Source organism: Pseudomonas sp. IB20, assembly GCF_009707325.1.
GTDB lineage: Bacteria > Pseudomonadota > Gammaproteobacteria > Pseudomonadales > Pseudomonadaceae > Aquipseudomonas.
Genome location: NZ_CP046103.1, coordinates 2,063,177 through 2,088,952, shown reverse-complemented (window position 1 = coordinate 2,088,952; position 25,776 = coordinate 2,063,177). Strand labels below are relative to the sequence as shown.

Below are 25,776 nucleotides of genomic sequence, written 5' to 3'. Positions count from 1 at the left end.
CTATCGCCAATTGTTCTGATTACCTGTCAATTATCACAGTAGACGCCCCCTGCGAGTCTTTTTAGGCTGTCGTGGTAAACCCATCATGCAAGGAGCATCCCATGGCAATCGTCGAAACTTACAAAGGTTATCAAATTGAAGAAGGGCTAACGGGGGGCCGTTACGACAGCAATAACAACCTGGTTGATCAGGTCAAGGCTTACACCACCATAAGCCCTACTGGAAAGAGAAACAGCATAACCAAAGACACGTTAGCTAGCGCGAAGAAATACATTGATGACACAATCTCGCCGCCGCCTCCTCCTGCCGGTCGTCCCTTTGCGTCGCGAATGATCATGGAAGGAGAAAAAGCTCATTTGGCAACCCTACCGGGTGGCCGCAAAAAGGGCTTTCTCTCCTTGCGATCAGGTCACCGAGCATGATTTTCGCCATCCACGCGCGCTACATTGCCGATGCCACCGAGTGTCTCGCCGCTTGGATGTGCAACTGTTGCAGAACCGCTGACCACACAAAGTCGGCTTTCCAGAGGCTTGACGGATTAGCGAGCGGGTAAACAAGCCGTCCAGGAAGTGGTACAACAGGTGCCCTTGCCCACCCTTCCTGGAGGCCGCCGCTCATGACGTCCAAGCTCGAACAACTCAAGCAATTCACCACCGTGGTCTGCGACACCGGCGACCTCGAAGCCATCAGCCGCCTGCGCCCGGTGGACGCCACCACCAACCCGTCGTTGCTGCTTAAAGCCGCCGCCATCCCGGAATACGCCGAGCTGCTGCGCAATGCCGTGAACCTGTCCAAAGGCGACGTGGGCCTGGCCTGCGATCACTTTGCGGTGTCGGTGGGTGCCGGCATTTTGAAGGTGATTCCGGGGCGCATCTCCACCGAAGTCGACGCGCGCCTGTCCTTCGATGAAGACGCGCTGTGGGCCAAAGCCAACCAATTAATCGCCCTGTACGACCAGGCCGGCATCAGCCGCGACCGCGTGCTGATCAAGCTGGCCTCCACCTGGGAAGGCATCCGCACCGCCGAACGCCTGGAAAAGGCTGGCATCCAGACCAACCTCACCTTGCTGTTCTCCTTCGCCCAGGCCGTGGCCTGCGCCGATGCGGGGGTGTTTTTGATCTCGCCGTTCGTGGGCCGCATCTACGACTGGTACCGCAAAAACACCGGCCTGGACTACACCGGCGTTGATGACCCGGGCGTGCAGTCGGTAACGCGCATCTACAACTACTACAAGGCCAACGCCATTGAGACGGTAGTGATGGGCGCGAGCTTTCGCACCCTCAGCCAGATCGAAGAGCTGGCCGGTTGCGACCGCCTGACCATCAGCCCCGACTTGCTGCAAAAACTCGATGAGGATAACGGCCCCCTGGAACGCAAACTGCTGCCGGGCGCCGAAGGCGAAGCGCGTCAGCAATTGACCGAAGCGCAGTTCCGTTGGGCGTCGAATGAAGATGCGATGGCCACAGAGAAACTGGCGGAAGGCATTCGACAGTTTGCGCGGGATCAGGAGAAGTTGGAGGCGGTGTTGGCTGCGCTTTAACAGCGCACCATGACCCGTGTGGCGAGGGCGCTCAGAACGGCCCCTTCGTCATCACCCGCTCTTCAATAAACCCGCGCAACATGCCAATCCGTTGCATGTAGGCGTCACTCAGGCAACTCACCCGTGACCCGCACCTGCGCCGCTGCTTGAGCCAGGCCGCTTGCCCGTCCACAGAAGGTACCTAGAAACTCTGCGGTCAAACGTTTTTGCACAATCGACTCCATTGCATTCCAAGTGCCACGCCTCTTGTTCAAGGTCGTGGCAATTGCCGTCACCACGGGATGTGGCAGGCCCGGCGCGACGGTAGCAATGGGCAACAAAACGCCCTGTAGGAATTGTCTTTAATCTGTGCCTATTTTTCGCGTCAGCTACGCGCCACACCCTGCCCATACCGATGAATCGCCAGGCAATACCCAATCAACGCCACCGCCGCCAGCGCCCCACCTGCCGCGCCGATCCAGGCGAAGCCGAAGTGGCTGCCGACCCAGCTGCCCATCAGGGCGCCGCCGCCGATGCCGATGTTGTAGATGCCGGAGAACATCGCCATGGCCACGTCGGTGGCGTCCGGTGCCAGCACCAGAACCTTAGATTGCATGGCCAGGCCAAAGCCCATGATCGCCATGCCCCAGAACACGCTCAGGCCGACGAGGTATGACTCGGCGCCGCTCAAGGGCAGCATCAGCGCCAGGCACGCGGCGAGCAGGAACACCGCGCTGACCACGAAGAGGTGCGGGTTGAAGCGGTGCACGAGGCTGAACAGCAGCGAGCCGATGATGCCCGCGCCGCCGAACACCAGTAGAAACAGGGTCACCACATTGCCACTCAGGCCGGCAACGCCTTCGACAAAGGGTTCGATGTAGCTGTAGGCCGTGAATTGCGCAGTCACCACCATGGCGGTGAGCACGTAGAGCGCCACCAGTGCCGGGCGTTTGAACAGCATCGGCAGGCTGCGCAGCGAGCCGGAGTTCTGGCTCGGCAGCGCCGGTAAAGTGCGCGCCAACCAGAACACCAGGGCGGCGGCGAACGCGGCGATCACCAGGAACGTGGTGCGCCAACCCATGGCTTCACCGAGCAAGCGGCCCAGCGGAATGCCCAAGACCATCGCCAGGGACGTGCCGGTGGCCAGCAGGCCGAGGGCTTGCACTTGCTTGCCTTGCGGCGCCAAGCGCACGGCCAAGGAGGCCGTGATCGACCAGAACAGCGCATGGGACAAGGCAATACCGATGCGGCTGACCATCAGCAAGCCGAAGCTGGTGGCGACGCTGGAGAGGATATGGCTGGCGATAAACAAGCCGAACAACACGATCAGCAACTTGCGCCGCTCGACGTTACGCGTCAGCAGCATCACCGGCAGCGAGGTCAGCGACACGATCCAGGCATAGATGGTGAGCATCAGGCCGACGCTGGCGATGGGCATGTCGAAGCTGGCGCCGATGGCGCTGAGCAGGCCGACCGGTACGAATTCGGTGGTATTGAATACAAATGCGGCCAACGCGAGGGCGATGACCGGTTGCCAGTTGGCTTGGGGGGTTGCGGCTGAAATGCTCATTGGCGGGCGAGGTACTCTGGCGATGATCCTACGGCCACGCAGAACAGCGCCGCCGCCGAGCATTCTATAGGTTTCTGGCCACGCTGTTGACGCGGATCGTCGCGCTGAGGTTTAGGGCGAGGTCATGGTGATCACGTAGTTGCCCGACTGGATCGGCTTGCCGGCGCTGTCCACCAGCAGATAGCGCTGGTCGTAATAGCGCCCGTTGCCGCTGTCTGCCACCAGCTTGACATGGGCGGCATTGACGCTGGCCACCGGCGACACATTGCTCACATCGAAGCGGCTGCCCCGGTTGGAAATGGCGCACCCGTTCAGTTCCATCACCGCGCCGCTGCGCGCATTTGTCGCACACCCAGGTTCCACGATGGCGCCAGTGAAATAAATGGTGCCCTGCCCCACTGTCTGTGCCGCAGCACAGGCACCTGCCCAGAGGCAAAACAGGCCGGTAAATACCGAAATACCTTTAACGTTCATGCCGACACTCCTTATTGGGCTCTCAATAAGGGTAGTCGTCTGGGCAGGCGTTAACTTGAGGGGATTCGGCCAAGGGTGTGACCTAGATCACGGATCCACCTGCCCCATCATCTCGGGGATGCTTTCCGGCCGCTTGGCGTAGCGCTGTGCCAGCGCCGCACACACCATCAACTGGATCTGGTGAAACAGCATCAGTGGCAGAATCAACACGCCCATGGTCGCGCCGGCAAACAGCACCTGGGCCATCGGCACACCGGTGGCGAGGCTTTTCTTCGAGCCGCAAAACAAGATGGTGATGCGGTCTTCCTGGTTAAAGCCAAAGGCCTTGCCCAGCACCGCGGACGCCACCAGCACCAGCGCCAGCAACACGCAGCACGCGACCACCAAGCCGCCCAGCTCCCACAGCGGGATCTGGTGCCAGATGCCTTCGTTGACCGCTTCGCTGAACGCGCCGTAGACCACCAGCAGGATCGAGCCCTGATCGACGAATTTCAGCCAGGATTTGTTGCGGCCCACCCACTCGCCGATCCAACGACGGGCAATTTGCCCGGCAACAAACGGCAGCAACAGCTGCACGCTGATTTTCAAGATCGCGTCGACGGTCGAGCCCGCGTCACCGTGCACATTGAGCAGCAGGGCCACCAGCAACGGCGTGAGGAAGATGCCGAACAGGCTGGAGGCCGCTGCGCTGCAGATCGCCGCCGGGATATTGCCGCGCGCCAATGAGGTGAAGGCAATCGCCGATTGCACCGTGGCCGGCAACGCGCAGAGGTAGAGCATGCCCATGTACAGGTCTTTGCCGATCAGCGGCGACAACAACGGCTTGAGCGCCAGGCCCAGCAGGGGGAACAGCACAAAGGTCAAGCTGAACACCAGCAGGTGCAGGCGCCAGTGCCCGGCACCGGCGACGATGGCCTGGCGCGACAGCTTGGCGCCGTGCAGGAAAAACAGCAGCGCAATAGCCAAGTTCGTCACCCAGCCAAAGGCCACGGCGGTCTGGCCGCTGGCGGGCAGCAATGAAGCGAGGATCACCGTGGCGATCAGGATCAGTGTGAAGTTATCGGGCAAAAAACGCGGGCGGGTCATAAGCAAATCTTCCAGGGGTTGCCAAGAGCATCGCTGCGACTCTAACGTAACGGCTTATTACCGACTAACGCCAATGAGCCAGTAAATGCCGCCTAAAGGACATGACAAGACCGTGCGGCGCAGTGTGCCCGGGCTTTCAAGCCTGCCACGGCCGGTGTATGGGCGCACCGAATCGTTGCCCAATCGTGCGCTGACCCGCCGGCACAGCCACCCGTGGGTGCAGTTGTCTTACGCGATTTCCGGGGTGCTGGAGATCCAGACCAGCGTCGGCCGCTTCGTCGCCCCGCCCCAGCGCGCGGTGTGGATCCCGGCGGGCGTGCCGCACCGAGTGTTCAGTTCGCCACACACGGAAATGCGCAGCCTGTACCTCGATTGCAGCGTCACCGCGTGGGCGGCCGAGCGTTGCCAGGTGCTGGAGGTGAGCAGTTTGTTGCGCGAGTTGATCCGCAGCTTCAGCGAGCTGCCGGTGGAATACACCGAGGATGGGCCCGATGGGCGTCTGGCCCAGGTGGTGCTGGACCAGCTGGCGGCTGCGCCCCAGGTGGACTTGATGCTGCCGTTGCCCCACGACGTGCGGTTGCGGCAGATCTATCGCAGCCTGAATCTGCACCCGGAACAGCACACGACCTTGGGAGACTGGAGCCGCAAGCTGGGGGTGAGTGAGAAGACGCTCAGCCGGTTGTTCCTAAGTGATACCGGGCTGACGTTCCGCGCATGGCGCCAGCGGCTGCGGCTGCTGAGTGCCCTGCCGGCGCTGGAACAAGGTGAGCGGGTCACGGATGTGGCGCTGGGGTGTGGGTATGAGTCGACGTCGGCGTTTATCGCAGCGTTTCGTCAGCAGTTTGATGCAACACCGGGGGAGTTCTTTCGCTGATGCTCGGGCGATGAGGATCAAAGGTGGGAGCTGGTTTGCCTGCGATAGCGGTGGGTCAGCTGGAAATATGTCAGCTGACCTCATCGCAGGCAGCCAGCCCCCACATTGTGTGTGCGTATCTGAGATCAGCTGCCATCCCCGCCATGTGCCTCTTCAAAGAAGTAATCCTTCCAGCTCCCCGCCTTGTTCTTCAACACGCCCAGCTCCTGCAACTTCTCGGCATAGATGTAGGTACGTTGCGGCACGATGGTGAAGTCGATTTCCGGGTCCTGGACGATTTTCTCCACCAGGTCCAACGGCAGCTTGGATTCCTCTACGCGGATATACGCCTTGGCCGCCGCAGGCTTGTCGGCCTTGATGATCTTCTCGGCCTCAGCCAGCGCGGCGTAGAACGCCTTATAGGTTTTGGGGTTTTCATCATGGAATTTCTGTGTGGTGTAGAGCACGTTGAACGTCGCCTGCCCACCGAGAACGTCGTAGGAACTGAGTACCTTGTGCACATTCGGGTTGAGCAATTCCTGGTACTGGAATGGCGGGCTGGAGAAGTGCGAATTGATCTCCGAACCACCGGCAATCAACGCTGCCGTGGCGTCGGGGTGGGCCAGGCTGATGGAAATATCGTCGAACTTCTTGAAGTTGGCAGCGCCGAACTGCTTGGCGGTCTCGATCTGCAAGGTGCGCGACTGGAAACCCACGCCGGCGGCGGGCACGGCGATGCGGTCTTTCTCGGTGAAGTCCTTGAGCGTCTTCACGTTAGGGTTGTTGGTCAGCAGGTAGTTGGGCATCGAGCCCAAGGAAGCAATGGCCTTGACGTTCTGCTTGCCCTTGGTACGGTCCCACAGCGTGAGCATCGGCGGCACACCGGCCGAGACCACGTCCAAGGCGCCAGCCAGCAGCGATTCATTCATCGCAGTGGCGCCGGAAATGCTGTTCCATTGCACCGTGATATCCAGGCCCTGCTCCTTGCCGTGTTTCTCGATCAGGTGCTGGTCGCGCACCACGTCGAGGATCAGGTAGCCGATGCCGAATTGCTGGGCAATGCTGATCTTGCCTTCGGCCTGGGCGCCGGGGCTGAGCAAGGCGCTGGCGGCGGCCAGCGACGCGGCTAAAAGGGTCAGGGAGGAACGCTTGAATATCATGGAGGTCTGCCGCGCTTTCGAGAAGGTGATGAAGCCTAGCGGCGATGTTTAAGACAGGAAAAGAATATCGGGATCTATTGTTATGCAAATTATCCCCAAAATGCCGTGTGGCTGTTATTGTGCCGCGCTTTGAAATACACCTGCCGACCTGCGAGGAAATGGATCATGGAGGTCTGCCGCGCTTTCGAGAAGGTGATGAAGCCTAGCGGCGATGTTTAAGACAGGAAAAGAATATCGGGATCTATTGTTATGCAAATTATCCCCAAAATGCCGTGTGGCTGTTATTGTGCCGCGCTTTGAAATACACCTGCCGACCTGCGAGGAAATGGACGTTGAACACTGACGATAAAATGACCGGGGACTTGTTCGAGGTGGATAAGCGCCTGTCACTCAAGCCCGTGGTGGACTTCAACACCTACCTGCGCAGCGCGTTCGGCGACGGCCCCTGCACCTGTGTACGTTGCGCCGCCAGCAACGGCGATGAAACCGGCTACGCGTTCCAGCACACGTTCAACTTCGACGGCAAACCGACCCACCGTCGCTTCGCCTCGACCGCGGGCAGCGATGTGTTGATGAAGCTCAAGCAGGCGTGGCTGTCGTACACCAAGACCGAGTTGCCGCTCAGTGGTGTGCTGGCGTTGGACACGGTGAAAGAGTTTGTGGAGCCGCAGTTGCACCAGCGCCTGGCGCCACTGCTGCTGGCCAGTGGGTTGGCCAAGGATGTCGACGGCGTATTGCAGATCCAGCCACAAGCCCTGAGCTGAGCTGATTGCGAGATCGCCGCCATTTACTGCGGAAGCTGGCTTGCCTGCGATCTACTGACTGACAGATTGCCATCTCAGGCAAGCCAGCTCCCCACATTCGAAGCGGCACCTAAGTGCCGCTTTGTACTACCGCCCAACGCGTTTACTTACGCGCCGCCTCCCACGACTTGAGCAAATCGCTGTAAGCCACGGTCTCGCCTTTAGGCTTCTCATTGGCCAGTTTCGGCTTCGGCGCGCCCGGCTGGTCGAACCAGTACTGAGCATCACGCTCGGGGTTCATTTTCGGGCCACACACCGGCTGCACTTTAGAGCGCTCCAGGCGCGTCATGATCGCGTCCTGTTCCTTGGCCAGGTTATCCAACGCCTGCTGCGGGGTTTTCTCGCCGCTGGCAGCCGCCGCGATGTTGCTCCACCACAGCTGCGCCAGGCGTGGATAGTCCGGCACGTTGGTGCCGGTCGGCGTCCACTCGACCCGCGCCGGGCTGCGGTAGAACTCCACCAAGCCACCAAGTTTGGGCGCCAGGTCGGTCATGGCCTGGGAGTTGATATCGGACTCACGAATCGGCGTGAGGCCAACGATGGTTTTCTTCAGCGACACGGTTTTCGAGGTCACGAACTGCGCGTAAAGCCAGGCCGCGAGTTTCTGCTTCTCGGGGGTGGATTTGAGGAAAGTCCAGGAACCCACGTCCTGATAGCCCTTCTTCATGCCCTTTTCCCAATAAGGCCCGACCGGCGAGGGGGCCATGCGCCATTTCGGCGTGCCGTCGGCGTTCACCACCGGCAGGCCAGGCTTGGTCATGTCGGCGGTAAACGCGGTGTACCAGAAGATCTGCTGGGCGATGTTGCCCTGGGACGGCACCGGGCCGGATTCGGAGAAGGTCATGCCCGCCGCCTCAGGTGGTGCGTAGGCTTTCATCCAGTCCACGTATTTCTGCGTAGCGAATACGGCGGCCGGGCCGTTGGTGTCGCCGCCACGGGTCACGCTGGAGCCCACCGGGTGGCAGTCCTCCACACGAATGCCCCACTCGTCCACCGGCAAGCCGTTGGGCAGGCCTTTGTCGCCGCCACCGGCCATGGAGAACCAGGCATCGGTGAAGCGCCAGCCGAGGGACGGGTCTTTTTTGCCGTAGTCCATGTGCCCGTAGATGCGTTTGCCGTCGATTTCCTTGACGTCTTCGCTGAAGAATTTGGCAATGTCTTCATAGGCCGACCAGTTCACCGGGACGCCGAGTTCGTAACCGTATTTTTCCTTGAACTTGGCTTTCAGCTCCGGGCGCTCAAACCAATCGGCGCGGAACCAATAGAGGTTGGCAAATTGCTGGTCGGGCAGCTGGTAGATCTTGCCGTCCGGCGCGGTGGTGAAGGAGATGCCGATAAAGTCTTTGATATCCAGGGTCGGCAAGGTGAAGTCTTTGCCTTCGTTGGCCATCAGGTCGGTAATCGACTCGGTCTTGCCATAGCGAAAGTGCGTACCGATCAAGTCGGAATCGTTGACCCAGCCGTCATAAATGTTCTTGTCGGACTGCATCTGGGTTTGCAGCTTTTCCACCACGTCGCCTTCCTGCAGCAGGTCGTGGGTCAGCTTGATCCCAGTGATTTCGCTGAAGGCCTTGGCCAGCACCTTGGACTCGTACTCGTGGGTGGTGAGGGTTTCCGACACCACGTTGATCTTCATCCCACGGAACGGCTCGGCCGCCTTGATAAACCACTTCAACTCTTCGAGCTGTTGGGCTTCGGTGAGGGTGGACGGTTTGAACTCGCTGCCGATCCATTTTTTCGCCGCATCTTCATACGCATCGGCCCAGGCCGTGGCGCTCAAACCGCTGAGGGCCAGTACGGCGGCCAATGAAATGCTATGTCGCAGCTTATTGTTTTTATTCAACATAGAGACCTCCTGTAGACATGTCTAGCCCCAACGCATCACACTCAACAGCCACACCACAGACAGCGCGGACGCCGCCCAGATGCTCCAGTCGGTAACGCCGATCACCAATAAATGCAGGTAAGCGCTGCCGAGAAGACCGATAAACAAACGATCACCACGGGTGGTGCTGATCGGCAACACGCCGCGCCGCGGGATGCTCGGCGAGCGCAATTCCCACGTGGTCATGCCCACCAGCAACAGGGCAATACCGCCAAAGAACAACGCGGTGGGGGTGGTCCAGGCCATCCATTCCATCATCGACTCCTCAGACCCGGCCGAGGGCAAAGCCCTTGGCCACGTGGTTGCGAACAAACCAGATCACCAGCATGCCCGGCAGGATGGTCAACACCCCCGCCGCCGCCAGAACGCCCCAATCAATCCCTGAGGCTGACACCGTGCGGGTCATCACCGCCGCGATGGGCTTGGCGTTGACCGAGGTCAGGGTGCGCGCCAGCAGCAGCTCGACCCAGGAAAACATGAAGCAGAAAAACGCCGTCACACCGATGCCGGAGCCGATCAGCGGAATAAAAATCTTCACGAAAAACTTGGGAAACGAGTAGCCGTCGATGTAGGCGGTTTCGTCGATTTCCTTGGGCACCCCGGACATGAAGCCTTCAAGGATCCACACCGCCAACGGCACGTTGAACAGGCAATGGGCCAGGGCCACAGCGATGTGGGTATCAAACAACCCGATGGACGAATACAGCTGGAAAAACGGCAGCAGGAATACCGCCGGCGGCGCCATGCGGTTGGTCAGCAGCCAGAAGAACAAGTGCTTGTCACCCAGAAAACGGTAGCGCGAGAAGGCATACGCCGCCGGCAGCGCCACGCTCAGGGAAATCACGGTGTTCAGGCTGACGTAGTACAGCGAGTTGAGGTAGCCGGTGTACCAGCTCGGGTCGGTAAAGATCACCTTGTAGTTGGCCAAGGTGAAATCCTGCGGAAACAACGTCAGCCCGCCGAGGATTTCAGTGTTGCTCTTGAAGGACATGTTCAACAGCCAGTAGATGGGCACCAGCAGGAACAGGATGTAGATGAGTAAGGGTATTAGCTTGCGTTTGCTCATGTTGGCGGCCTCAGCGGTTGGCGTCGGAATGGGTCATGGCGGTGTAGAACAGCCAGGACACCAACAGGATGATCAGGAAGTACACCAGGGAAAACGCCGCCGCTGGGCCCAGGTCGAATTGGCCGACAGCCATCTGGGTCAGCGTCTGACTCAGAAAGGTAGTGGCGTTACCCGGTCCGCCACCGGTGAGCACGAAGGGCTCGGTGTAGATCATGAAACTGTCCATGAAGCGCAGCATCACCGCGATCAGCAGCACGCTTTTCATCTTCGGCAACTGGATATGTCGGAACACCGCCCAGGCGGACGCACGATCAATCCGCGCGGCCTGGTAGTACACATCCGGAATCGCCCGCAGCCCCGAGTAGCACAGCAGCGCCACCAGCGAGGTCCAGTGCCACACGTCCATCACCAGCACCGTGACCCACGCGTCCATGGTGTTGGCCGCGTAGTTGTAGCTGATGCCCAACGCGTTGAGGCTGTAACCCAGCAAGCCAATGTCGGCGCGGCCGAAGATCTGCCAGATGGTGCCCACCACGTTCCACGGAATCAGCAGCGGAATCGCCAGAATAATCAGCACCAGCGACGACCAGCGGCCCTTGGTCGGCATGGTCAGGGCGATGGCGATACCCAGCGGGATTTCGATCAACAGCACGCAGGCCGAGTAGATGAACTGGCGCAGCAAGGAGTCGTGCAAACGCGGGTCGAGCAAGACCTGCTTGTACCAGTCGGCGCCGACAAAGTAGCGGCTGGACTGGTCGAAGATGTCCTGCACCGAGTAGTTGACCACGGTCATCATCGGGATCACCGCACTGAACGCCACCAGCAGGAACACCGGCAACACCAGCCACCAGGCCTTGTTGTTCTGCACCTTGTTCATGGCTGCACCTCCAGCAGATAGTCATCGGCGTAGACCATCAGCCATTGCGCGGGGAAGCTGATCGAGGCTTTGCCTTCGGGCACCGGCTTGTCTTCGGCCAGGCGCACTTTCAACGGCGCGCCGTCGAGGTTAAGGGTCATGATTTTGTAGGTGCCAAGGTCTTCGACGTGAGTGACGTCGGCCTGCAGCGCGTCAGGGTTGTACTCGTCCCACACGTGGATAAATTCCGGGCGGATGCCCACCTGCAGTTTCTTGTAGCCGGTGTCACGGATGCGCTGCTGCAACGCCTCGGACAAGGGCAACAGCGTCCCGGCAAAACGCACCCCGCCCGCCTCGGCCTGCACCTGGATCAGGTTCATCCCCGGGCTGCCGATGAAATAGCCGACAAACGTGTGGCTGGGCCGCTCGAACAACTCGCGCGGCGTACCGAACTGCACGATCTGCCCGCCGTACATCACCGCGATTTTGTCGGCAAAGGTCGAGGCTTCGAGCTGGTCGTGGGTCACGTAGACCATGGTGATATTGAACTGCTCGTGGATCTGCTTGAGCTTGCGCCGCAGCTTCCACTTCAGGTGCGGGTCGATCACCGTCAGCGGTTCATCGAACAGGATCGCCGACACGTCGTCGCGTACCAGGCCACGGCCCATGGAGACTTTCTGTTTTTCATCGGCCGTGAGGTTGCGCGCCTTTTTGCTCAGCAGGTTTTGCAGGTCGAGGACCTCGGCAATTTCCTGCACCTTGCTGTGAATTTTCGCCTCGGGCATGCCTTGGTTGCGCAGCGGAAAGGCCAAATTATCGAACACGGTCATGGTGTCGTACACCACCGGAAACTGGAACACCTGGGCGATGTTGCGTTTTTCCGGAGTCAGGTCGTTGACCACTTTATGGTCGAACAGCACCTGGCCTTCCGACGGGCTGAGCAGGCCGGAGATGATGTTCAGCAAGGTCGACTTGCCGCACCCCGACGGCCCGAGCAAGGCGTAGGCGCCGCCCTGCTCCCACACATGGTTCATTTCCCGAATCGCGTAGTCCTCAGGGCCAGCCGGCGTAGGGCTGTAGCTGTGGGCAAGGTTCTGCAAATGGATCTCGGCCATCAGGCAACCCTCGCAACACGGCGCCCAGGGGCCTGGACCAAGCGGCCCTGGCCATCGAACACAAAGAGTTTATGGGTGGGGATATACACGCGGATCGGCGCGTCGACGTCGTACTCGTGTACGCCCGGCAGGTGCAGCACCAGCAGGAAATGCTCGCTGCGCACGTGCAGGAAAGTTTCCGAGCCGCTGATCTCAGCCACCTCCACGGTGACGGCCAGCTCCAGGTCATCGTCGTTGCTCGGCACCAGGCTGATATGGCTGGGGCGCACGCCAAAGCGGAACTCGCCCTCGCCGATGGGTCGCAGGTCGACGTTGAGCGGGAAGTGCACAAAGTTGGCGAAACTCACTTCATTGCCGCTGATACGTCCGGGCATCAGGTTAATCGGCGGCTCGGAAAACAGCTCGGCCGCCAGCACCGTCTGTGGCTGGTGGTACACCTCGGCAGCCTTGTCGCTCTGGATGACACGGCCTTCATGCAGGATGGTGGTGGTGCCGCCCAGGGCCAGGGCTTCGTTGGGTTCGGTGGTGGCGTAGATGGCAATGGTATGGCGCGCCTTGAACAGTTCGCGCATTTCCTGACGCAGTTCTTCGCGCAGTTTGTAGTCCAGGTTCACCAGCGGCTCGTCGAACAGGATCAGTTCGGCGTCTTTGACCAGCGCACGAGCCATGGCCGTGCGTTGCTGCTGGCCGCCCGACAGCTCCAGCGGGTGGCGCTGCAGGAACTTCTCGATGCGCAGCATCTTCGCGGTTTCCAGCACTTTGCTCTGGATCAGCTCGTTGGACACACCGGCCTGGCGCAACGGCGAGGCGATGTTCTCGAACACGGTCATGGTCGGGTAGTTGATGAACTGCTGGTAGACCATCGACACATTGCGCAGGCGTACCGGCTTTTGCGTGACGTCCACGCCATTCATCAGGATGCGGCCGCTGTCGGGCTTGTCCAGGCCAGCCATCAGGCGCATCAGGCTGGTCTTGCCGGACAGGGTGCGGCCGAGCAACACGTTGAAGGAACCGGCTTCGAAACGCAGGTTGGCGTCGTCGATCCAGGTTTGGCCTTCGACGACGCGGGAGACATGTTCCAGGGTCAATGACATGACACGCCCTTTTTATTATTGGAATGAATCTGGCAACCCTGCAGAGCGAGTTTCGTGCCAGAACTGGCAGGTGGTTGATCTGTAAGGAGATGGGTCAAATACGCTGTTCAGGCATGAACACGAGTGAACACCCCTGGCTGAACAACTGAACAGGCGCGGGGTTGACAATGAACAGTTGTGAACAACAATTGATGGGCGACACACAGTAGCTCCTCCAGCAGATTGACCCCACAACAATAAAAATGAAGGTCGCCCCATGGCCGAACCCTTGGCTCACGACACCCTTATCCAGGAGTCCTGGCGGCGTTGCCGCGCATTTGGCCTGGACCACCAGAGCACGCCCAGCTTCGACCAACTGCCCGCCGAGGGCATCAGCCAGTTATTGGAAAGCCAGCATTCGCTGGTGCAGACCACCCATCAGGAAGTGCTGCCCTACTACGAAAACATCCTGAGCAATTCCAACTGCCTGATCATGCTGGCCGACAACCAGGGCCAGGTCCTGACTTCGTGGGGCACGCAGCGGTTTATCGAGCCGAAACTGGCGCGCGGTTTCAGTGCCGGCGCCAGTTGGCAGGAGCGCAGCAGCGGCACCAACGCGATCGGCACCGCGCTCGCCTGCGCGCAGGCGGTGCATATCGAGCATGACGAACACTTCCTCAAGGCCAACCGCTTCATGACCGGCTCGGCGGCGCCGATCTTCGATGCCCAGCGCGAAATCATCGCGGTGCTGGACGTGTCCAGCGACAGCTACCTGCCGCCCTCCCACACCTTGGGCATGGTCAAGATGATGAGCCAGACCGTGGAAAACCGGCTGATCCTCAACCTGTTTCGCGGCGAGCACTTCCAACTGACCTTCAACACCGGCCTGAACAACCTCGACAGCCAATGGGCGGGTTTGCTGATTTTTGACGAGAGCGGCCAAGTGCTGTCGGCCAACCGTCGCGCGGATAATTTGCTGGGCATTAGCCTGTCGCGGGTGCTGATCGACAGTTTGTTCAAGGTGTCGCTGCTGGAGCTGTTGAATCAGCCGGAAGGCATGCCGTTCTCGCTGCAAGCGGCGGGACGCAATCGGTTTCAGTGTTTATTGAAGCGGCCGAAGAAAATGCCGGTGCAGGCGCGCGTGTTCAGTGAGCCCAAGCTCAGCAAAACGGCCCCCGCAAAACCGACGTCGATCGGCCTCAACACCCTGCATTTTGGCGATGTGCGCGTGGAAAAAGCCGTGCGTCAGGCCGTGCGCCTGCTGGAAAAGGACATTCCGCTGCTGATTCACGGGGAGACCGGCGTTGGCAAAGAGGTGTTTGTCAAAGCCCTGCACCAGGCCAGCTCGCGCAGCGCGCAGGCGTTTATCGCGGTGAACTGTGCGGCGATTCCGGCGGAATTGGTCGAATCGGAACTGTTCGGCTATGAAAAAGGCGCCTTCACCGGCGCCAATCAGAAAGGCAGCATCGGCCTGATCCGCAAGGCAGACAAAGGCACGCTGTTCCTGGATGAGATCGGCGATATGCCGCTGCCGACCCAGGCCCGCCTGCTGCGCGTGCTGCAGGAACGCTGCGTGCAACCGGTGGGCAGCAGCGAGCTGTTCCCGGTGGACTTGCGGATCATCTCCGCCACCAACCGCGCGCTACGCGAATGGGTACAGGCCGGGCGCTTTCGCGAGGATTTGTATTACCGCATCGGCGGCCTGACCCTGGAGCTGCCGCCGCTGCGTGAACGTACCGACAAACAGGCGCTGTTCCAGCAGTTGTGGCAGCAGCACCGCGAACCGACCCAATGGGCCGGGCTGAGCAGCGAGGTGCTGGCGTTGTTCGAGCAGCACCCGTGGCCGGGGAATTTGCGCCAGGTAAGCAGCGTGTTGCAGGTGGCGCTGGCGATGGCCGAGGAGCAGCCGGTGCGCCCGGAGCATTTGCCGGATGATTTTTTCGTGGACTTGAAGGTGACGGCGCCATTGCCTGCCAGCGAGTTTCTCGAGGATGGCATCGACCTGACGCAACGCCTGAAGGCGGCGGGCGGGAACATTTCCCACTTGGCGCGGGAACTGGGCGTCAGCCGCAATACGCTGTACAAGCGCCTGCGGCAGCACGAAAGCTGACTTAGCGCGGCAGGTCTGCACCCGTGGTGTTTTTTTGGGCGTTACACGTTGTGGCAGTGGGCTGTTCGAGGGGCTTCCTGTGGCGAGCGGGTCATACAGGTGTTGCTTAACGCCAGCGCCACGACACGCCGGTGTAGATGCCCCGCCCGTCTGCCGGTGTGGACCGCGCCATATCCAGGCCCTTGTCGTCGTAACCCGGTGTGACGGTGTTGGCGTAGCGACGGTTGGTGAGGTTGCGCACGTCGACCCAGGCTTGCCAGTCCTGCTTGGGCGCGTCGTAGCCAAAGGTGGCGCCGAGGGTGGTGTAGGCCGCCGCGTAGTAGGTGTTGGCGTAGTCCACCGCCACGCGGGATGAATGCTCGGTGTTGAGGCTGGTGTAGAAACCCGTCGGGTGGCTGTAGCGCAGTTGCGCCTGGTAGTAGTGCTTGGGGATGCCCGGTAAGGTGTTGTCGCCGAAACGCTCGTCGTCGCGATAGTGGAAGTCGCTGTAGGTGTAGGCCTGGCGCAGGGCCAACTGACCGTTGCGACCGCCGTCCCAGAGTGGGCTGAGCACGCTCAATTCTACGCCTTGGTGCACCGTGGGGCTGGCGTTGGCTTCGGCGATGATCGCGCTGCTATTGATCGTTGCAGCCTGGGTTTCCACCGTGAGCAATTCGTGGCGCACTTCGGAGCGGTACAGCGCCAGGTCCCACTGGCCGAACCACTGCTCGCCTCGCCCGCCGAACTCCAGGGTGGTAGCGGTTTGGTTGCGCAGGCTGACGCCTTCACGCGCTAAGCCGTTAGCCGGACCACTCGAAAAGTACTTGTTGGAACCCCAAATCATCGACCACGCATGCGGCGGCTCGACCGAGCGGCTGAGGTTGCCGTACACCTGCAATTGCGGGGTGAAGTCATAGCGCAGGCCGATACGCGGGGCGTAGTCCCAATCATGTTGGCTGAGCGGCGCCTGCCCTTCGGGGTAAGTGACCTGGGTTTCGCGGCGGGTGTAGATCGCGGCCAGGCCGGTGGTCAGCCATAGGTCCGGTACCAACTCCAGATCGTTGCCGATATGCAGCACGGTGTCCGAGCCGAGATAGCTGTAATCGCGGGTCTTGGTGCCGGGCGCGTAATACTTTGTGGGATCAGTGGAAGGCACGCGCACATATTCCGAGGCACCGTTATTCGGCATCGCCTGGGTGGTGCGCAGGCCAACCGTGGTTTTACTGTCGTGGCCGAACACGGTGTCCTGGCGGATGTAATTCAGGGTGCCGCTGATATCGGTGTAGGCGACTTTCAGGCGGTTGGTGCCCTCGCGCAGGTCCATCGGGTAGTCGTGATAGGCCAGCCCGACCTCGACGCGGGCATTGTCATCCAACTGCAAGGTGGTCTTGTTGGCGATCCACGTGGAGCCTGGCTGCAGGCGTTTGGAATCACGGGCGGCGTTAAGGCTGTTGGCGGCCGTTGGCGTGTGGCTGATCTGGTAACGCGTCAGCTTGCCGGGCGTGTCGTTGGTGGTTTCGCGGTAACGCAAATAGAACCGCGTCTCCAGGTCCGGGTTGAAACGGTAGCCGAAGTTGGCCGCCACGCCCTTGCCCGTGCCGGCGCTCTGGTGCTGGTAGCCGTCGGACTCCGAGTCGGTGAGGCTGATGTAGTAGTCGGCATCGCCCAGCACCTGCCCGGAGCTGATCTCGCGCTGGGCATAACCGCGACTGCCCACGTCGTAACGTACTTGCAGCGTGGGCGCGTCGTAGCCGGTGCGCGTCACGTAGTTGACCGCGCCACCCAAGGCCAGCGCGCCCTGATCAAAGCCGTTGGCGCCGCGCAGCACCTCGACGCGGCTTTGCCACAGCGGGTCTTTGAGTTCATACGGCGTACCGCCGGGGCCGGTGAGCGGCAAACCGTCGAACATTTCATACAAGCCAGAGGCGTGGGAACCCGGGCTGCGGTTCAAGCCCGAACCGCGGATCGAGAGTTTCACGCCTTCATTGTTGGCCGCCTTGGCGTACACCCCGGCCTGGTACTTGAACACATCCTCGTTGGTGCTGACCCGGCCCTGCTGCACGCTGTTCATGTCGATGTAGTGAGTGCCGCCGGGCACGCTCTTGAGTTGCGCCTGGGCCACTTCACCTGCGCTGGCTTCGCTGCCGGTGACCTCGACCGGCGCCAGTTGCAGTGCGTCGGCGTGCACCAGCGAACTCAAGGTCAGGGTGGCAAAAAGCAGCGGAGGTTGACGCAACAGCATGGGCAAGTCCTTCGAATTCGGGGGCGTGACAGGCACAGACCAAGTGGGCGGCCATCACACGAACAGTGATGGGAAGCCAGGCAGGCCTGCCAGGTCACGCCTGATTAACGGACCAGCCCCTTCCCACAACAGCGTCCGACGCGTTTTTTTAAGTCCAAAAACGAATTAACACATGCAAACTCAGTATTTAAAGAAATAACCGCTACACATTACTGTGGAGCCATTGAGTCATTTACGTGGGCCAACCAGGCCCCAAGAGATCGCCCCCATGCAAACATCCGCCACCGTCATCGACTTCACCCTCCACCGTAAACGCCGCCAGGCGCGTGCAGCGGCCGAGTTGATGTGGGCGATGTACGCGGCGCGTGCCGGGCTTGCGGTGTTTACCGTACAGGCGGCGCCGTCCAGTGATACGCGCCGGGCGTAACGCCGATAAATTTCCTACACGTGCTTGCCGAACCGCCCGAACCCCTTCCAAAGCCCGGCCTTGATGATGACGACACCAGCCTGTGTGTCGCGCAGAACCTGCAACGCCTACGCAGCAAACGCCACCTCTCCTTGGACGGCCTGGCGCGTGCCTGCGGCGTCAGCCGGGCGATGCTGGCGCAGATCGAATCCGGCCGCAGCGTGCCGTCGATCAAGGTGCTGTGCAAAATCGCCAAGGGTTTGAAGGTGTCGGTGGCGGCCTTTCTGGAAGACCGTGCCTTTGAAGGTGTCGAGGTGTTGCCGGCGCAACAGAGCAAACGCCTGGTGAGTGCCAACGGCGCGTTCGTCAGCCGTGCGTTGTTCCCCTACGACACGGCACGCCAATCTGAATTCTATGAAATACGCCTGCGGGCCCTCGGCGAAGAAGTGTCCGAAGGCCATGGCCCCGGCATCCAGGAAAACCTGGTGGTGGCCCAAGGTGTGCTGGAAGTCAGCGTCAACGATGAGCGCTACCTGCTGTCTACCGGCGACTCGATTCTGTTCTACGCCGACCAGCCCCACCGCTACCGCAACCCGGCAGACAGTGAGGCGGTGGCGTTCCTGGTGATCACCTACCCGGAACGTCTGGACTGAATGCAAAACGCCCCGAATCATCGGGGCGTTTTTTATGCTGCGGGATCTATCAGCAAGTGCAGCACATCATCGGCATGCCGTTGCAGCTCATCATCATCGGCATCGCGCAGTCGTTCATCAGCTTGTTCATCAGCATGCAGCAGTTTTCCATCATGGCCATGCTCATGCCAGGCATCGGCATCATTTTGCACTGCAGGCTGTCGCCCATCAGGGTGCATTCCATCATGCACTTCATCATCGGCATCGACATGCCCATGGCCATCATCGGCATGTTCATGTCAGTCATCATTTTCATGGCGTCGGCCGACATGCACATCATGGTCATGTTGGCGCACTGCATCATCATCGGCATACCGCAGTTCATCATCATCGCCATCATTTCGGCGTTGGTCTTGAACTGAGCCATGTCCATCCCGGCCGCAGGCTTCATGGTGCACATCATGGCGCCGCCGGCCATTTCACATTGCAGGGTGGCCATCATCATCGGCATGCCCATCATCGGCATCATTGGCATGGAGGTGTTCATCGGCATCTGCATTGCATTCATCATGTTCGAAACTCCGTAATCGACAGCAAATGGCTAAGGTCTGGCGCCGATTCTAGAGACGCCGGGCAGCGGCGCAAGACGGCGGCAGAGCAGCAAAAATGGCTGTTCGGGGGCAAGCTTAGTTAATCAGAACAGCTGCGCAGGCTGTGATGACGGACGGAGCGTTGCTACGACGTCTAAACACTCTTGTTTATGCCGATAAACGTCGCTGTGGATATGCGATTCAGGTCTTGAGACCAACCGTAAGGAAATAAACGATCTAAACAGTGTTTAAAAAACCACGCCCTTCGTCGTATCGGCCCCACGTTCCAACGCGCACATTAAATCATCCGCCTCCGTTCCCGCTGGGAACCTGAACCCAAGCATCTCATCGCACGCCAGAATATCGGCGAGCGTTTCAAGCAGCTGCGCCTCGGTGGGCGCGTCGCGTAGCAGTTTGTGTGCGGGCAATAGCACCTCGGCGGGGACGCCTTGAGCACTCGCCACGTCGATCACGGCAAACAGGATAAATCGCAGGCGAATTTCGCGTTCAGTAGGCCAAACCGTTTTTTGCTTACCCAAGTCAGGCACTCATCATTAGGAAAAGTCCGAGGCTATGGCCGACCGGGAGGTGTTTCAAGCAGAGGAAGGCAAGATAGGCCACTTCCTACATAAGAGAGAGAAACGCCGTACTGGCAAACTTACTGCACCGGCAGGAAATTCATCAGCAGCAAGCTCTGCGCGTAATTCAGTGCGACACGCCGGTAACGCTCATCAAGCATCTGCGCGAGCAGGTCCAGGCGCGCGACCACTTTGCCGAACTCAACGGCAAAACTTAAGTTGCTGCCCTCCTCCGAGATCTCATTGGAAAACAGCAGCAACACGCCATTGGCGTCCTGGCGTTGGCTGAGCAGCCAGGTGGCTTTCTCGATATTGCGCGCGGCGTTGCTGACAAACTGCGGGTTGATCGAGTCGGTGATATAAAACTGGGTGCGGCCACCGTGGGCCGTCACGAGCATGCTGCCGATGGCATAGATAAACGCGCCGACCCGGTCGCCGCGAAACTCCGGGCTCAAGGAATAGCTCAATGCCGCCAGGTCACGCCGGTCCCCCAGCGCAGGCAAGGGTTGACGGTTTTCGATGGCCTGGCGAATCTCCCGCGCAGCACTCACCGCATCCGTGTAACCCGATTGCCGCCACTGGCTGGGGTTGCGCAAGTAGAGCTTGTTCATCAGCAGGTACAGGCTTTGCAGGTTGGCGCGCATGCTTAAGGTCGCCATGCGATCGACGCTGGTTTGAAAAAATTCGTCGGGTTTGCCCTCGCTGAACTGCTTGGCGATATCGCGGCCTGCCTGCTGGCTGCAGCCGCTCGCACAGAGCACAAACACCGCCGCCATCAGCAGCGGCCATCGGGTGATAAAAGCAATTAACGTTCGATCCATCGGCACCGGGTCTGGCTGCTGTCCACGCGCAGAATGGGCGTGGTCGTGACAGGGATAGATCAGAAGAATGAAAAAAAGTGCAGCTCGCGGGCGTAGATCAGTAAAGGACTACAAGTCCGTAGGCCAGAAGCTGTGGTGCAATCCTGTTGAATACTTGCCTAATCCTCCGGACTTTCCGGCGATTGGATAGATAGGCCTTGCCGCGTGGTCTAGAGTTCAACGATGGGCGACCAATCGCCTGGCACTTATAAGAAAAGCCACACCAACCGTTGATCAGCAGGTGAACCATGCAATTACGTATCAACCAAAAGGCCTACGAGGTCGATGCCGACGCGGACACACCGTTACTCTGGGTAATCCGCGATGATCTGGGGCTGACCGGCACCAAATACGGGTGCGGCCTGGCCCAATGCGGCGCCTGCTCGGTGCTGGTGGACGGCAACGTGGTGCGCTCCTGCGTGACGCCGGTGGCAGGCGTGGTCGGCCGCGAGATCACTACCATCGAGGCGATTGAAGCCGATGACGTGGGCAAGCGCGTGGTCGCGGCCTGGGTCGAGCATCAAGTGGCGCAGTGCGGTTACTGCCAGTCCGGCCAGGTGATGGCCGCCACCGCGCTGCTCAAGCACACCCCGGCGCCCAGCGATGCGCAGATTGAAGCGGCGATGATCAACCTGTGCCGCTGCGGCACCTACAACGCGATCCGCACCGCCGTGCATGATTTGGCCAAGGAGCGCGTCTGATGAGCACGCCCAAGGCATTCTTCGACGCGCCCCTGAGCGAACCGGTCAACCTGTCGCGCCGACACTTCCTGGCCAGTACCGCCGTGGGCGCGCTAGTGATCGGCTTTGGCCTGCCCCTGGGCTCGGCCCGGGTTTACGCCGCCACGGCCAACGCGGCAGAACGCGGCACCCAGGTGCCGGCATTTCTGGAGATCCGCCCCGACGGCAGCGTGCGCCTGCTCAGCCCCTTCATGGAAGGCGGGCAAGGCACCCACACCGCGATGGCGCAGATTGTCGGTGAAGAGCTGGACGCCGACCCCGCCACCTTCGTGGTCGAGGCCGCGCCGCCCGGCGAGGCGTATGTGGTGATGGAAAACGGTATGCGCATCACCGGCGGCAGCATGTCGGTGCGCATGAGCTACCCAACCATGCGCCGCCTCGGCGCCCTGGCCCGCGCGATGCTGCTGCAGGCCGGCGCCGAGCAGCTCGGTGTACCGGTGGCGCAGTTGACCACCCAACCCGGCCGCGTGGTGCATGCCGCGTCCGGTCGCTCGCTGGGCTACGGTGAACTGGCCGGGCGCGCCTTGGACATGCCGGTGCCCGATCCGGCCACCATCACCTTGCGCGACCCGAGCCAGTTCCGCTGGATCGGTAAGCCGGTGAAACGCCTGGATGCCTACGACAAATCCACCGGCAAGGCGCAATACAGCATCGACATCAAAGTCGACGGCATGCTCCACGCCGCCGTCCAGCACGCGCCACGCCTGGGCATGACCGTGGGCAGCCTGCGTAACCAGGCGCAGGTCGAAGCCATGAAAGGCGTGCACTCGGTGCATCAACTGCCCGGCGCCGTGGCCGTGGTTGCCGAACGCTGGTGGCACGCCAAGCGCGCGGTGGAAGCCCTACAAGTGGAATGGCTGGAAGCCGCTGCGGACTCGACCCTACGCGCGATGCCGGCGGATTTCTCCAGCGACAAATACCGCGACTTCCTCGCCGCCCAGCAAGGCCCGGCCCGCGACGATGAAAACGAAGGCGATGTAGCCGGTGCGCTGGCAAACGCCAAAACCAAGGTCGAAGCCACCTACCATAACCAGTACGTCAACCACGCCCAGTTGGAGCCGCCGTCGGCATTGGCACGCTTCAACCCCGACGGCACGCTGGAGGTCTGGCTGCCCAACCAAGCGCCGGACATGTTCCGCGCCGACATGGCCAAGCGCACCGGCCTCGACCCGGCGAAGATCACCCTGCATTCACCGCTGCTGGGCGGCTTTTTCGGCCGACACTTTTTGTATGACTCGGCCAACCCTTACCCGCAGGCCATCGCGCTGGCCAAGGCCGTCGGCCGCCCGGTCAAGCTGATCTGGAGCCGTGAGGAAGAGTTCCTGCGCGACGTGCTGCGCCCGGTCGCGGTGGTTAAGTTCCGCGCGGCGCTGGACGCCCAAGGGTTCCCGCTGGCGATTGAAGCCGTGAGCGCCACCGAAGGCCCCAGCGAAGCCATTGCCGGCAAACAGGGCGACAAAATCGACCCCACGGCCCTCGAAGGGCTGTCGGGCAAAAGCTACGCGATCCCCAACAAGCGTATCGCGCAGATCTACGTCAAAGGCCCGACCATGCTCGGCTACTGGCGCTCGGTGGGCAATTCGCTGAATGACTTCTTCTACGAAGCGTTCCTCGATGAGCTGGCCGACAAAGGTGGGCACGACCCGTACGAGCTGCGCCTGCACTTGCTACGCGACAACAAGCGGCTGACCACCCTACTGCAAGCGGTGGGCGAGTTGTCAGGCGGCTGGAAGCGTGGCCCCTACACCGCAGAAGACGGCAGCCGCCGCGCGCGTGGCGTGGCCATGGCGTCACCGTTCGGCTCCCACGCTGCCGTGGTCGCCGAAGTGTCGATCGAAAACGGCCAGGTCAAGGTGCACCACATCTGGGAAGCCATCGACCCGGGCAGCATCGTCAACCCGGCGATCATCGAAGCGCAGGTCAATGGCGCCGTAGCACTGGGCTTGTCGCAAACCTTGCTGGAGGAAGCGGTGTACGTGGACGGCAAACCACGGGCGCGCAACTACGACCTGTACCCGATCCTGCCTATGTCGCGAATGGCGCAGGTGCACGTGAAGATCGTCGAGAGTGGCGAAAAAATGGGCGGTATCGGTGAACCACCACTGCCTGCCGTGGCGCCGGCCGTGGCCAATGCGGTCGCGCACCTGACGGGCCAGCGCATCCGCAGCCTGCCTTTGAGCCGATACACTTTCGCCTGACCGACAAGGAACGCACATGAACAACCGCCGATTCGCAAGAACCGCAGGCTGGCTGGTGCTGGCCGGCGCGGTCGCAGCAGGCGTACTGGCCTGGTACGTCACCCGCCAGCCCGCTTCGCCTTTAGAACAAGCCCCCGCCGCCAGTTTTGACCCTGCCTTGGTCAGTCGTGGCGAGTACGTCGCCCGCGTCAGCGACTGCGTGGCCTGCCACAGTTTGCCGGGCAAGACGCCGTTCGCTGGCGGCCTGGAAATGGCCACGCCGTTGGGCGCGATTCACGCCACCAACATCACGCCCGACCGCAACACCGGCATCGGCGCCTACACCGCGGCCGACTTCGACCGTGCGGTGCGCCACGGCGTCGCGCCGGGCGGGCGCAGGCTTTACCCGGCCATGCCCTACCCGTCTTACGCCAAGCTCAGCGATGACGACATGCGTGCGCTGTACGCGTTTTTCATGAAGGGCGTGGAGCCGGCCAATCAGCCCAACATCGAAAGCAGCATTCCCTGGCCGCTGAATATGCGCTGGCCTATCGCCCTGTGGAACGGCGTGTTCGCACCCAACGCCACCTACGCGGCCAAACCCGCCCAGGACGCGCTGTGGAACCGTGGCGCCTACATCGTCCAAGGCCCCGGCCATTGCGGCAGTTGCCACACACCGCGCGGCCTGGCCTTCAACGAGAAGGCACTGGACGAGTCCGGCGCGCCCTACCTGGCTGGCGCTCTGCTCGATGGCTGGTATGCACCGAGCTTGCGCCAGGACCACAACACCGGGTTGGGGCGCTGGAGCGAGGACGAGATCGTGCGGTTCCTCAAGACCGGGCGCAACCAGCATGCGGTGGTGTATGGCTCGATGACCGAGGCGTTCAATAACTCCACGCAGTTCATGAGCGATGAGGATTTGAACGCCATCGCCCGCTACCTCAAGTCCCTGCCCGGCGACCCGCAGCGCGACGGTTCGCCGTGGCAGTATCAGGCGGCCACCGCGCGCGCGGACGCCCCTGGTGCCCACACCTACGCAACCCGCTGCGCGTCCTGCCATGGCCTGGACGGCAAGGGCCAGCCGGAGTGGATGCCACCGCTGGCGGGCGCCACCTCAGCACTGGCCAAGGAAAACGCCTCGGCGATCAACATCACGCTTAATGGTTCACAACGGATCGTGACGGCGGGTGTGCCGGACGCCTACCGTATGCCGGCGTTTCGGGAGCAATTGTCGGATGCGGAAATCGCGCAGGTGCTGACTTACGTGCGTGGTACGTGGGGCAACAACGGCGGTGCAGTCGATGCAGCGGCGGTGAACACGCTGCGCGGGCACACCGACCCGGCGAGCAGCAGCCCGATTATTCTGCATATGCGTTAAGGCCTGGATCGCAGATCGTTCCCACGCTCCGCGTGGGAATGGCGCCCGTGACGCTCTGCGTCACCCATACGCCGAATTCAAAACGTGCGTGGGCTGGCGCGCGGGCACACCGACCCGGCGAGCAGCAGCCCGATTATTCTGCATATGCGTTAAGGCCTGGATCGCAGATCGTTCCCACGCTCCGCGTGGGAATGGCGCCCGTGACGCTCTGCGTCACCCATACGCCGAATTCAAAACGTGCGTGGGCTGGCGGGACAGGCTACCAGCCATACAAATACGTCCAGAGGACTAAGCCCGCAGCCCATACCATCCCAAAATGATACGGCCACAACGCCCAACGCTTGAGGGACAGGGGGACGGACGCCAGTTCAGCCTCGGTCACCTCCCTTCTTTTGATGTGAAATTTAGGCATGCCCAACAGTTCAGTGATCAGAAGCATGCGATGAAACCTGTCGATGCGCTGATTTCTGCCCCAAAAACGTTTGTGATCGCAGACCACCTTGTTCTCGCTGAAGTAGCTTTCCAGCGCTTCGAGCTTTGTGTACTCAGCGTATAAAGTCAGCCCTGCGAAAATCAGCGCCCCTGCAGCTAAAAAGATTGCCAGAATGAGTTGAAAATTCATGC

General features: G+C 61.0%; 25 protein-coding genes. 10 read left to right on the top strand and 15 right to left on the bottom strand.

Going from position 1 to position 25,776, the window contains the following annotated elements:
* Window positions 1–101: 101 nt before the first annotated feature.
* Window positions 102–422, top strand: a complete 321-nt coding sequence (locus GJU48_RS09790) for a hypothetical protein (RefSeq protein WP_155295971.1) — start codon at window positions 102–104, stop codon at window positions 420–422.
* A 194-nt stretch (window positions 423–616) separates the two neighbouring features.
* Window positions 617–1,540 (top strand): transaldolase, encoded by a 924-nt coding sequence (gene tal / locus GJU48_RS09785; RefSeq protein WP_094953421.1) that lies wholly within the window; start codon window positions 617–619, stop codon window positions 1,538–1,540.
* A 364-nt stretch (window positions 1,541–1,904) separates the two neighbouring features.
* Here tal and GJU48_RS09780 read toward each other — a convergent pair whose 3' ends face one another.
* The 3 genes from GJU48_RS09780 to GJU48_RS09770 all read right to left on the bottom strand — a co-directional run bounded on the left by GJU48_RS09780 (window position 1,905) and on the right by GJU48_RS09770 (window position 4,649).
* Window positions 1,905–3,089, bottom strand: a complete 1,185-nt coding sequence (locus GJU48_RS09780) for a sugar transporter (RefSeq protein ID WP_094953423.1) — start codon at window positions 3,087–3,089, stop codon at window positions 1,905–1,907.
* 111 nt (window positions 3,090–3,200) lie between these two features.
* Entirely contained in the window at window positions 3,201–3,563 is a 363-nt protein-coding gene (locus tag GJU48_RS09775; protein WP_094953424.1) for a hypothetical protein, read from the bottom strand.
* Window positions 3,564–3,650: 87 nt separating this feature from the next.
* Window positions 3,651–4,649: a bile acid:sodium symporter family protein gene (locus GJU48_RS09770; protein ID WP_094953425.1), complete on the bottom strand. Its 999-nt coding sequence runs from the start codon at window positions 4,647–4,649 to the stop codon at window positions 3,651–3,653.
* An 85-nt stretch (window positions 4,650–4,734) separates the two neighbouring features.
* Here GJU48_RS09770 and GJU48_RS09765 point away from each other — a divergent pair, with 85 nt between their 5' ends.
* On the top strand, window positions 4,735–5,523 hold the full coding sequence (locus tag GJU48_RS09765) for an AraC family transcriptional regulator (protein ID WP_094953426.1): 789 nt from the start codon (window positions 4,735–4,737) through the stop codon (window positions 5,521–5,523).
* Between the two features lie 125 nt (window positions 5,524–5,648).
* Here the strand turns inward: GJU48_RS09765 and GJU48_RS09760 are convergent, their stop codons facing one another.
* The gene (locus tag GJU48_RS09760; RefSeq protein WP_094953609.1) at window positions 5,649–6,662 is read right to left on the bottom strand and encodes an ABC transporter substrate-binding protein; all 1,014 of its coding nucleotides are present in this window, start codon (window positions 6,660–6,662) and stop codon (window positions 5,649–5,651) included.
* Window positions 6,663–6,994: 332 nt separating this feature from the next.
* Here GJU48_RS09760 and GJU48_RS09755 point away from each other — a divergent pair, with 332 nt between their 5' ends.
* Complete coding sequence (locus tag GJU48_RS09755; protein ID WP_094953608.1) at window positions 6,995–7,426, top strand: hypothetical protein; 432 nt, start codon at window positions 6,995–6,997, stop codon at window positions 7,424–7,426.
* A gap of 142 nt (window positions 7,427–7,568) precedes the next feature.
* Here GJU48_RS09755 and GJU48_RS09750 read toward each other — a convergent pair whose 3' ends face one another.
* The 6 genes from GJU48_RS09750 to GJU48_RS09725 are packed head-to-tail and all read right to left on the bottom strand — an operon-like array spanning window position 7,569 to window position 13,481.
* Window positions 7,569–9,311: an ABC transporter substrate-binding protein gene (locus GJU48_RS09750; RefSeq protein WP_094951502.1), complete on the bottom strand. Its 1,743-nt coding sequence runs from the start codon at window positions 9,309–9,311 to the stop codon at window positions 7,569–7,571.
* A 21-nt stretch (window positions 9,312–9,332) separates the two neighbouring features.
* Entirely contained in the window at window positions 9,333–9,605 is a 273-nt protein-coding gene (locus GJU48_RS09745) for a DUF2160 domain-containing protein (protein WP_094951503.1), read from the bottom strand.
* 10 nt (window positions 9,606–9,615) lie between these two features.
* Window positions 9,616–10,416, bottom strand: a complete 801-nt coding sequence (locus tag GJU48_RS09740; RefSeq protein WP_003232361.1) for a carbohydrate ABC transporter permease — start codon at window positions 10,414–10,416, stop codon at window positions 9,616–9,618.
* A gap of 10 nt (window positions 10,417–10,426) precedes the next feature.
* Window positions 10,427–11,293 (bottom strand): carbohydrate ABC transporter permease, encoded by an 867-nt coding sequence (locus tag GJU48_RS09735; RefSeq protein WP_025858174.1) that lies wholly within the window; start codon window positions 11,291–11,293, stop codon window positions 10,427–10,429.
* Window positions 11,290–12,387, bottom strand: coding sequence for an ABC transporter ATP-binding protein (locus tag GJU48_RS09730; RefSeq protein WP_094951504.1), 1,098 nt, complete (start codon window positions 12,385–12,387; stop codon window positions 11,290–11,292). The genes GJU48_RS09735 and GJU48_RS09730 overlap by 4 nt, the downstream gene beginning before the upstream one ends.
* Entirely contained in the window at window positions 12,387–13,481 is a 1,095-nt protein-coding gene (locus GJU48_RS09725) for an ABC transporter ATP-binding protein (RefSeq protein ID WP_094951505.1), read from the bottom strand. The genes GJU48_RS09730 and GJU48_RS09725 overlap by 1 nt, the downstream gene beginning before the upstream one ends.
* A 256-nt stretch (window positions 13,482–13,737) precedes the next feature.
* Here GJU48_RS09725 and GJU48_RS09720 point away from each other — a divergent pair, with 256 nt between their 5' ends.
* A complete protein-coding gene (locus GJU48_RS09720; protein ID WP_094951506.1) occupies window positions 13,738–15,570 on the top strand; it encodes a sigma-54-dependent Fis family transcriptional regulator in 1,833 nt (610 codons plus the stop codon).
* Window positions 15,571–15,676: 106 nt separating this feature from the next.
* On the opposite strand, the gene GJU48_RS09715 is transcribed toward GJU48_RS09720, so the two are convergent.
* Window positions 15,677–17,791 (bottom strand): TonB-dependent receptor family protein, encoded by a 2,115-nt coding sequence (locus tag GJU48_RS09715; RefSeq protein WP_094951507.1) that lies wholly within the window; start codon window positions 17,789–17,791, stop codon window positions 15,677–15,679.
* Between the two features lie 268 nt (window positions 17,792–18,059).
* Between GJU48_RS09715 and GJU48_RS24860 the strand changes: the two genes are divergently transcribed.
* Together GJU48_RS24860 and GJU48_RS09710 are read left to right on the top strand one after the other, a co-directional pair.
* Entirely contained in the window at window positions 18,060–18,218 is a 159-nt protein-coding gene (locus GJU48_RS24860) for a hypothetical protein (protein ID WP_176462952.1), read from the top strand.
* A gap of 80 nt (window positions 18,219–18,298) precedes the next feature.
* On the top strand, window positions 18,299–18,850 hold the full coding sequence (locus GJU48_RS09710; protein ID WP_176462956.1) for a helix-turn-helix domain-containing protein: 552 nt from the start codon (window positions 18,299–18,301) through the stop codon (window positions 18,848–18,850).
* 49 nt (window positions 18,851–18,899) lie between these two features.
* Here GJU48_RS09710 and GJU48_RS09705 read toward each other — a convergent pair whose 3' ends face one another.
* The 3 genes from GJU48_RS09705 to GJU48_RS09695 all read right to left on the bottom strand — a co-directional run bounded on the left by GJU48_RS09705 (window position 18,900) and on the right by GJU48_RS09695 (window position 20,818).
* Entirely contained in the window at window positions 18,900–19,400 is a 501-nt protein-coding gene (locus tag GJU48_RS09705; protein WP_176462953.1) for a hypothetical protein, read from the bottom strand.
* A gap of 267 nt (window positions 19,401–19,667) precedes the next feature.
* A complete protein-coding gene (locus GJU48_RS09700) occupies window positions 19,668–19,958 on the bottom strand; it encodes a hypothetical protein (protein WP_094951509.1) in 291 nt (96 codons plus the stop codon).
* A 119-nt stretch (window positions 19,959–20,077) separates the two neighbouring features.
* Entirely contained in the window at window positions 20,078–20,818 is a 741-nt protein-coding gene (locus GJU48_RS09695) for a hypothetical protein (RefSeq protein WP_094951511.1), read from the bottom strand.
* Between the two features lie 287 nt (window positions 20,819–21,105).
* Here GJU48_RS09695 and GJU48_RS09690 point away from each other — a divergent pair, with 287 nt between their 5' ends.
* From GJU48_RS09690 to GJU48_RS09680, 3 genes are read left to right on the top strand one after another with little or no spacing between them, the layout of a single operon-like run.
* Window positions 21,106–21,558 carry a (2Fe-2S)-binding protein gene (locus GJU48_RS09690; protein ID WP_094951512.1) on the top strand — a complete coding sequence of 151 codons (453 nt, stop codon included), beginning with the start codon at window positions 21,106–21,108 and terminating at the stop codon, window positions 21,556–21,558.
* On the top strand, window positions 21,558–23,795 hold the full coding sequence (locus GJU48_RS09685; RefSeq protein WP_094951513.1) for a xanthine dehydrogenase family protein molybdopterin-binding subunit: 2,238 nt from the start codon (window positions 21,558–21,560) through the stop codon (window positions 23,793–23,795). Before GJU48_RS09690 ends, GJU48_RS09685 begins: the two co-directional genes overlap by 1 nt.
* 16 nt (window positions 23,796–23,811) lie before the next feature.
* Window positions 23,812–25,152 carry a c-type cytochrome gene (locus GJU48_RS09680; protein ID WP_094951514.1) on the top strand — a complete coding sequence of 447 codons (1,341 nt, stop codon included), beginning with the start codon at window positions 23,812–23,814 and terminating at the stop codon, window positions 25,150–25,152.
* 259 nt (window positions 25,153–25,411) lie between these two features.
* On the opposite strand, the gene GJU48_RS09675 is transcribed toward GJU48_RS09680, so the two are convergent.
* On the bottom strand, window positions 25,412–25,774 hold the full coding sequence (locus GJU48_RS09675; protein WP_094951515.1) for a hypothetical protein: 363 nt from the start codon (window positions 25,772–25,774) through the stop codon (window positions 25,412–25,414).
* Window positions 25,775–25,776 lie beyond the last annotated feature (2 nt).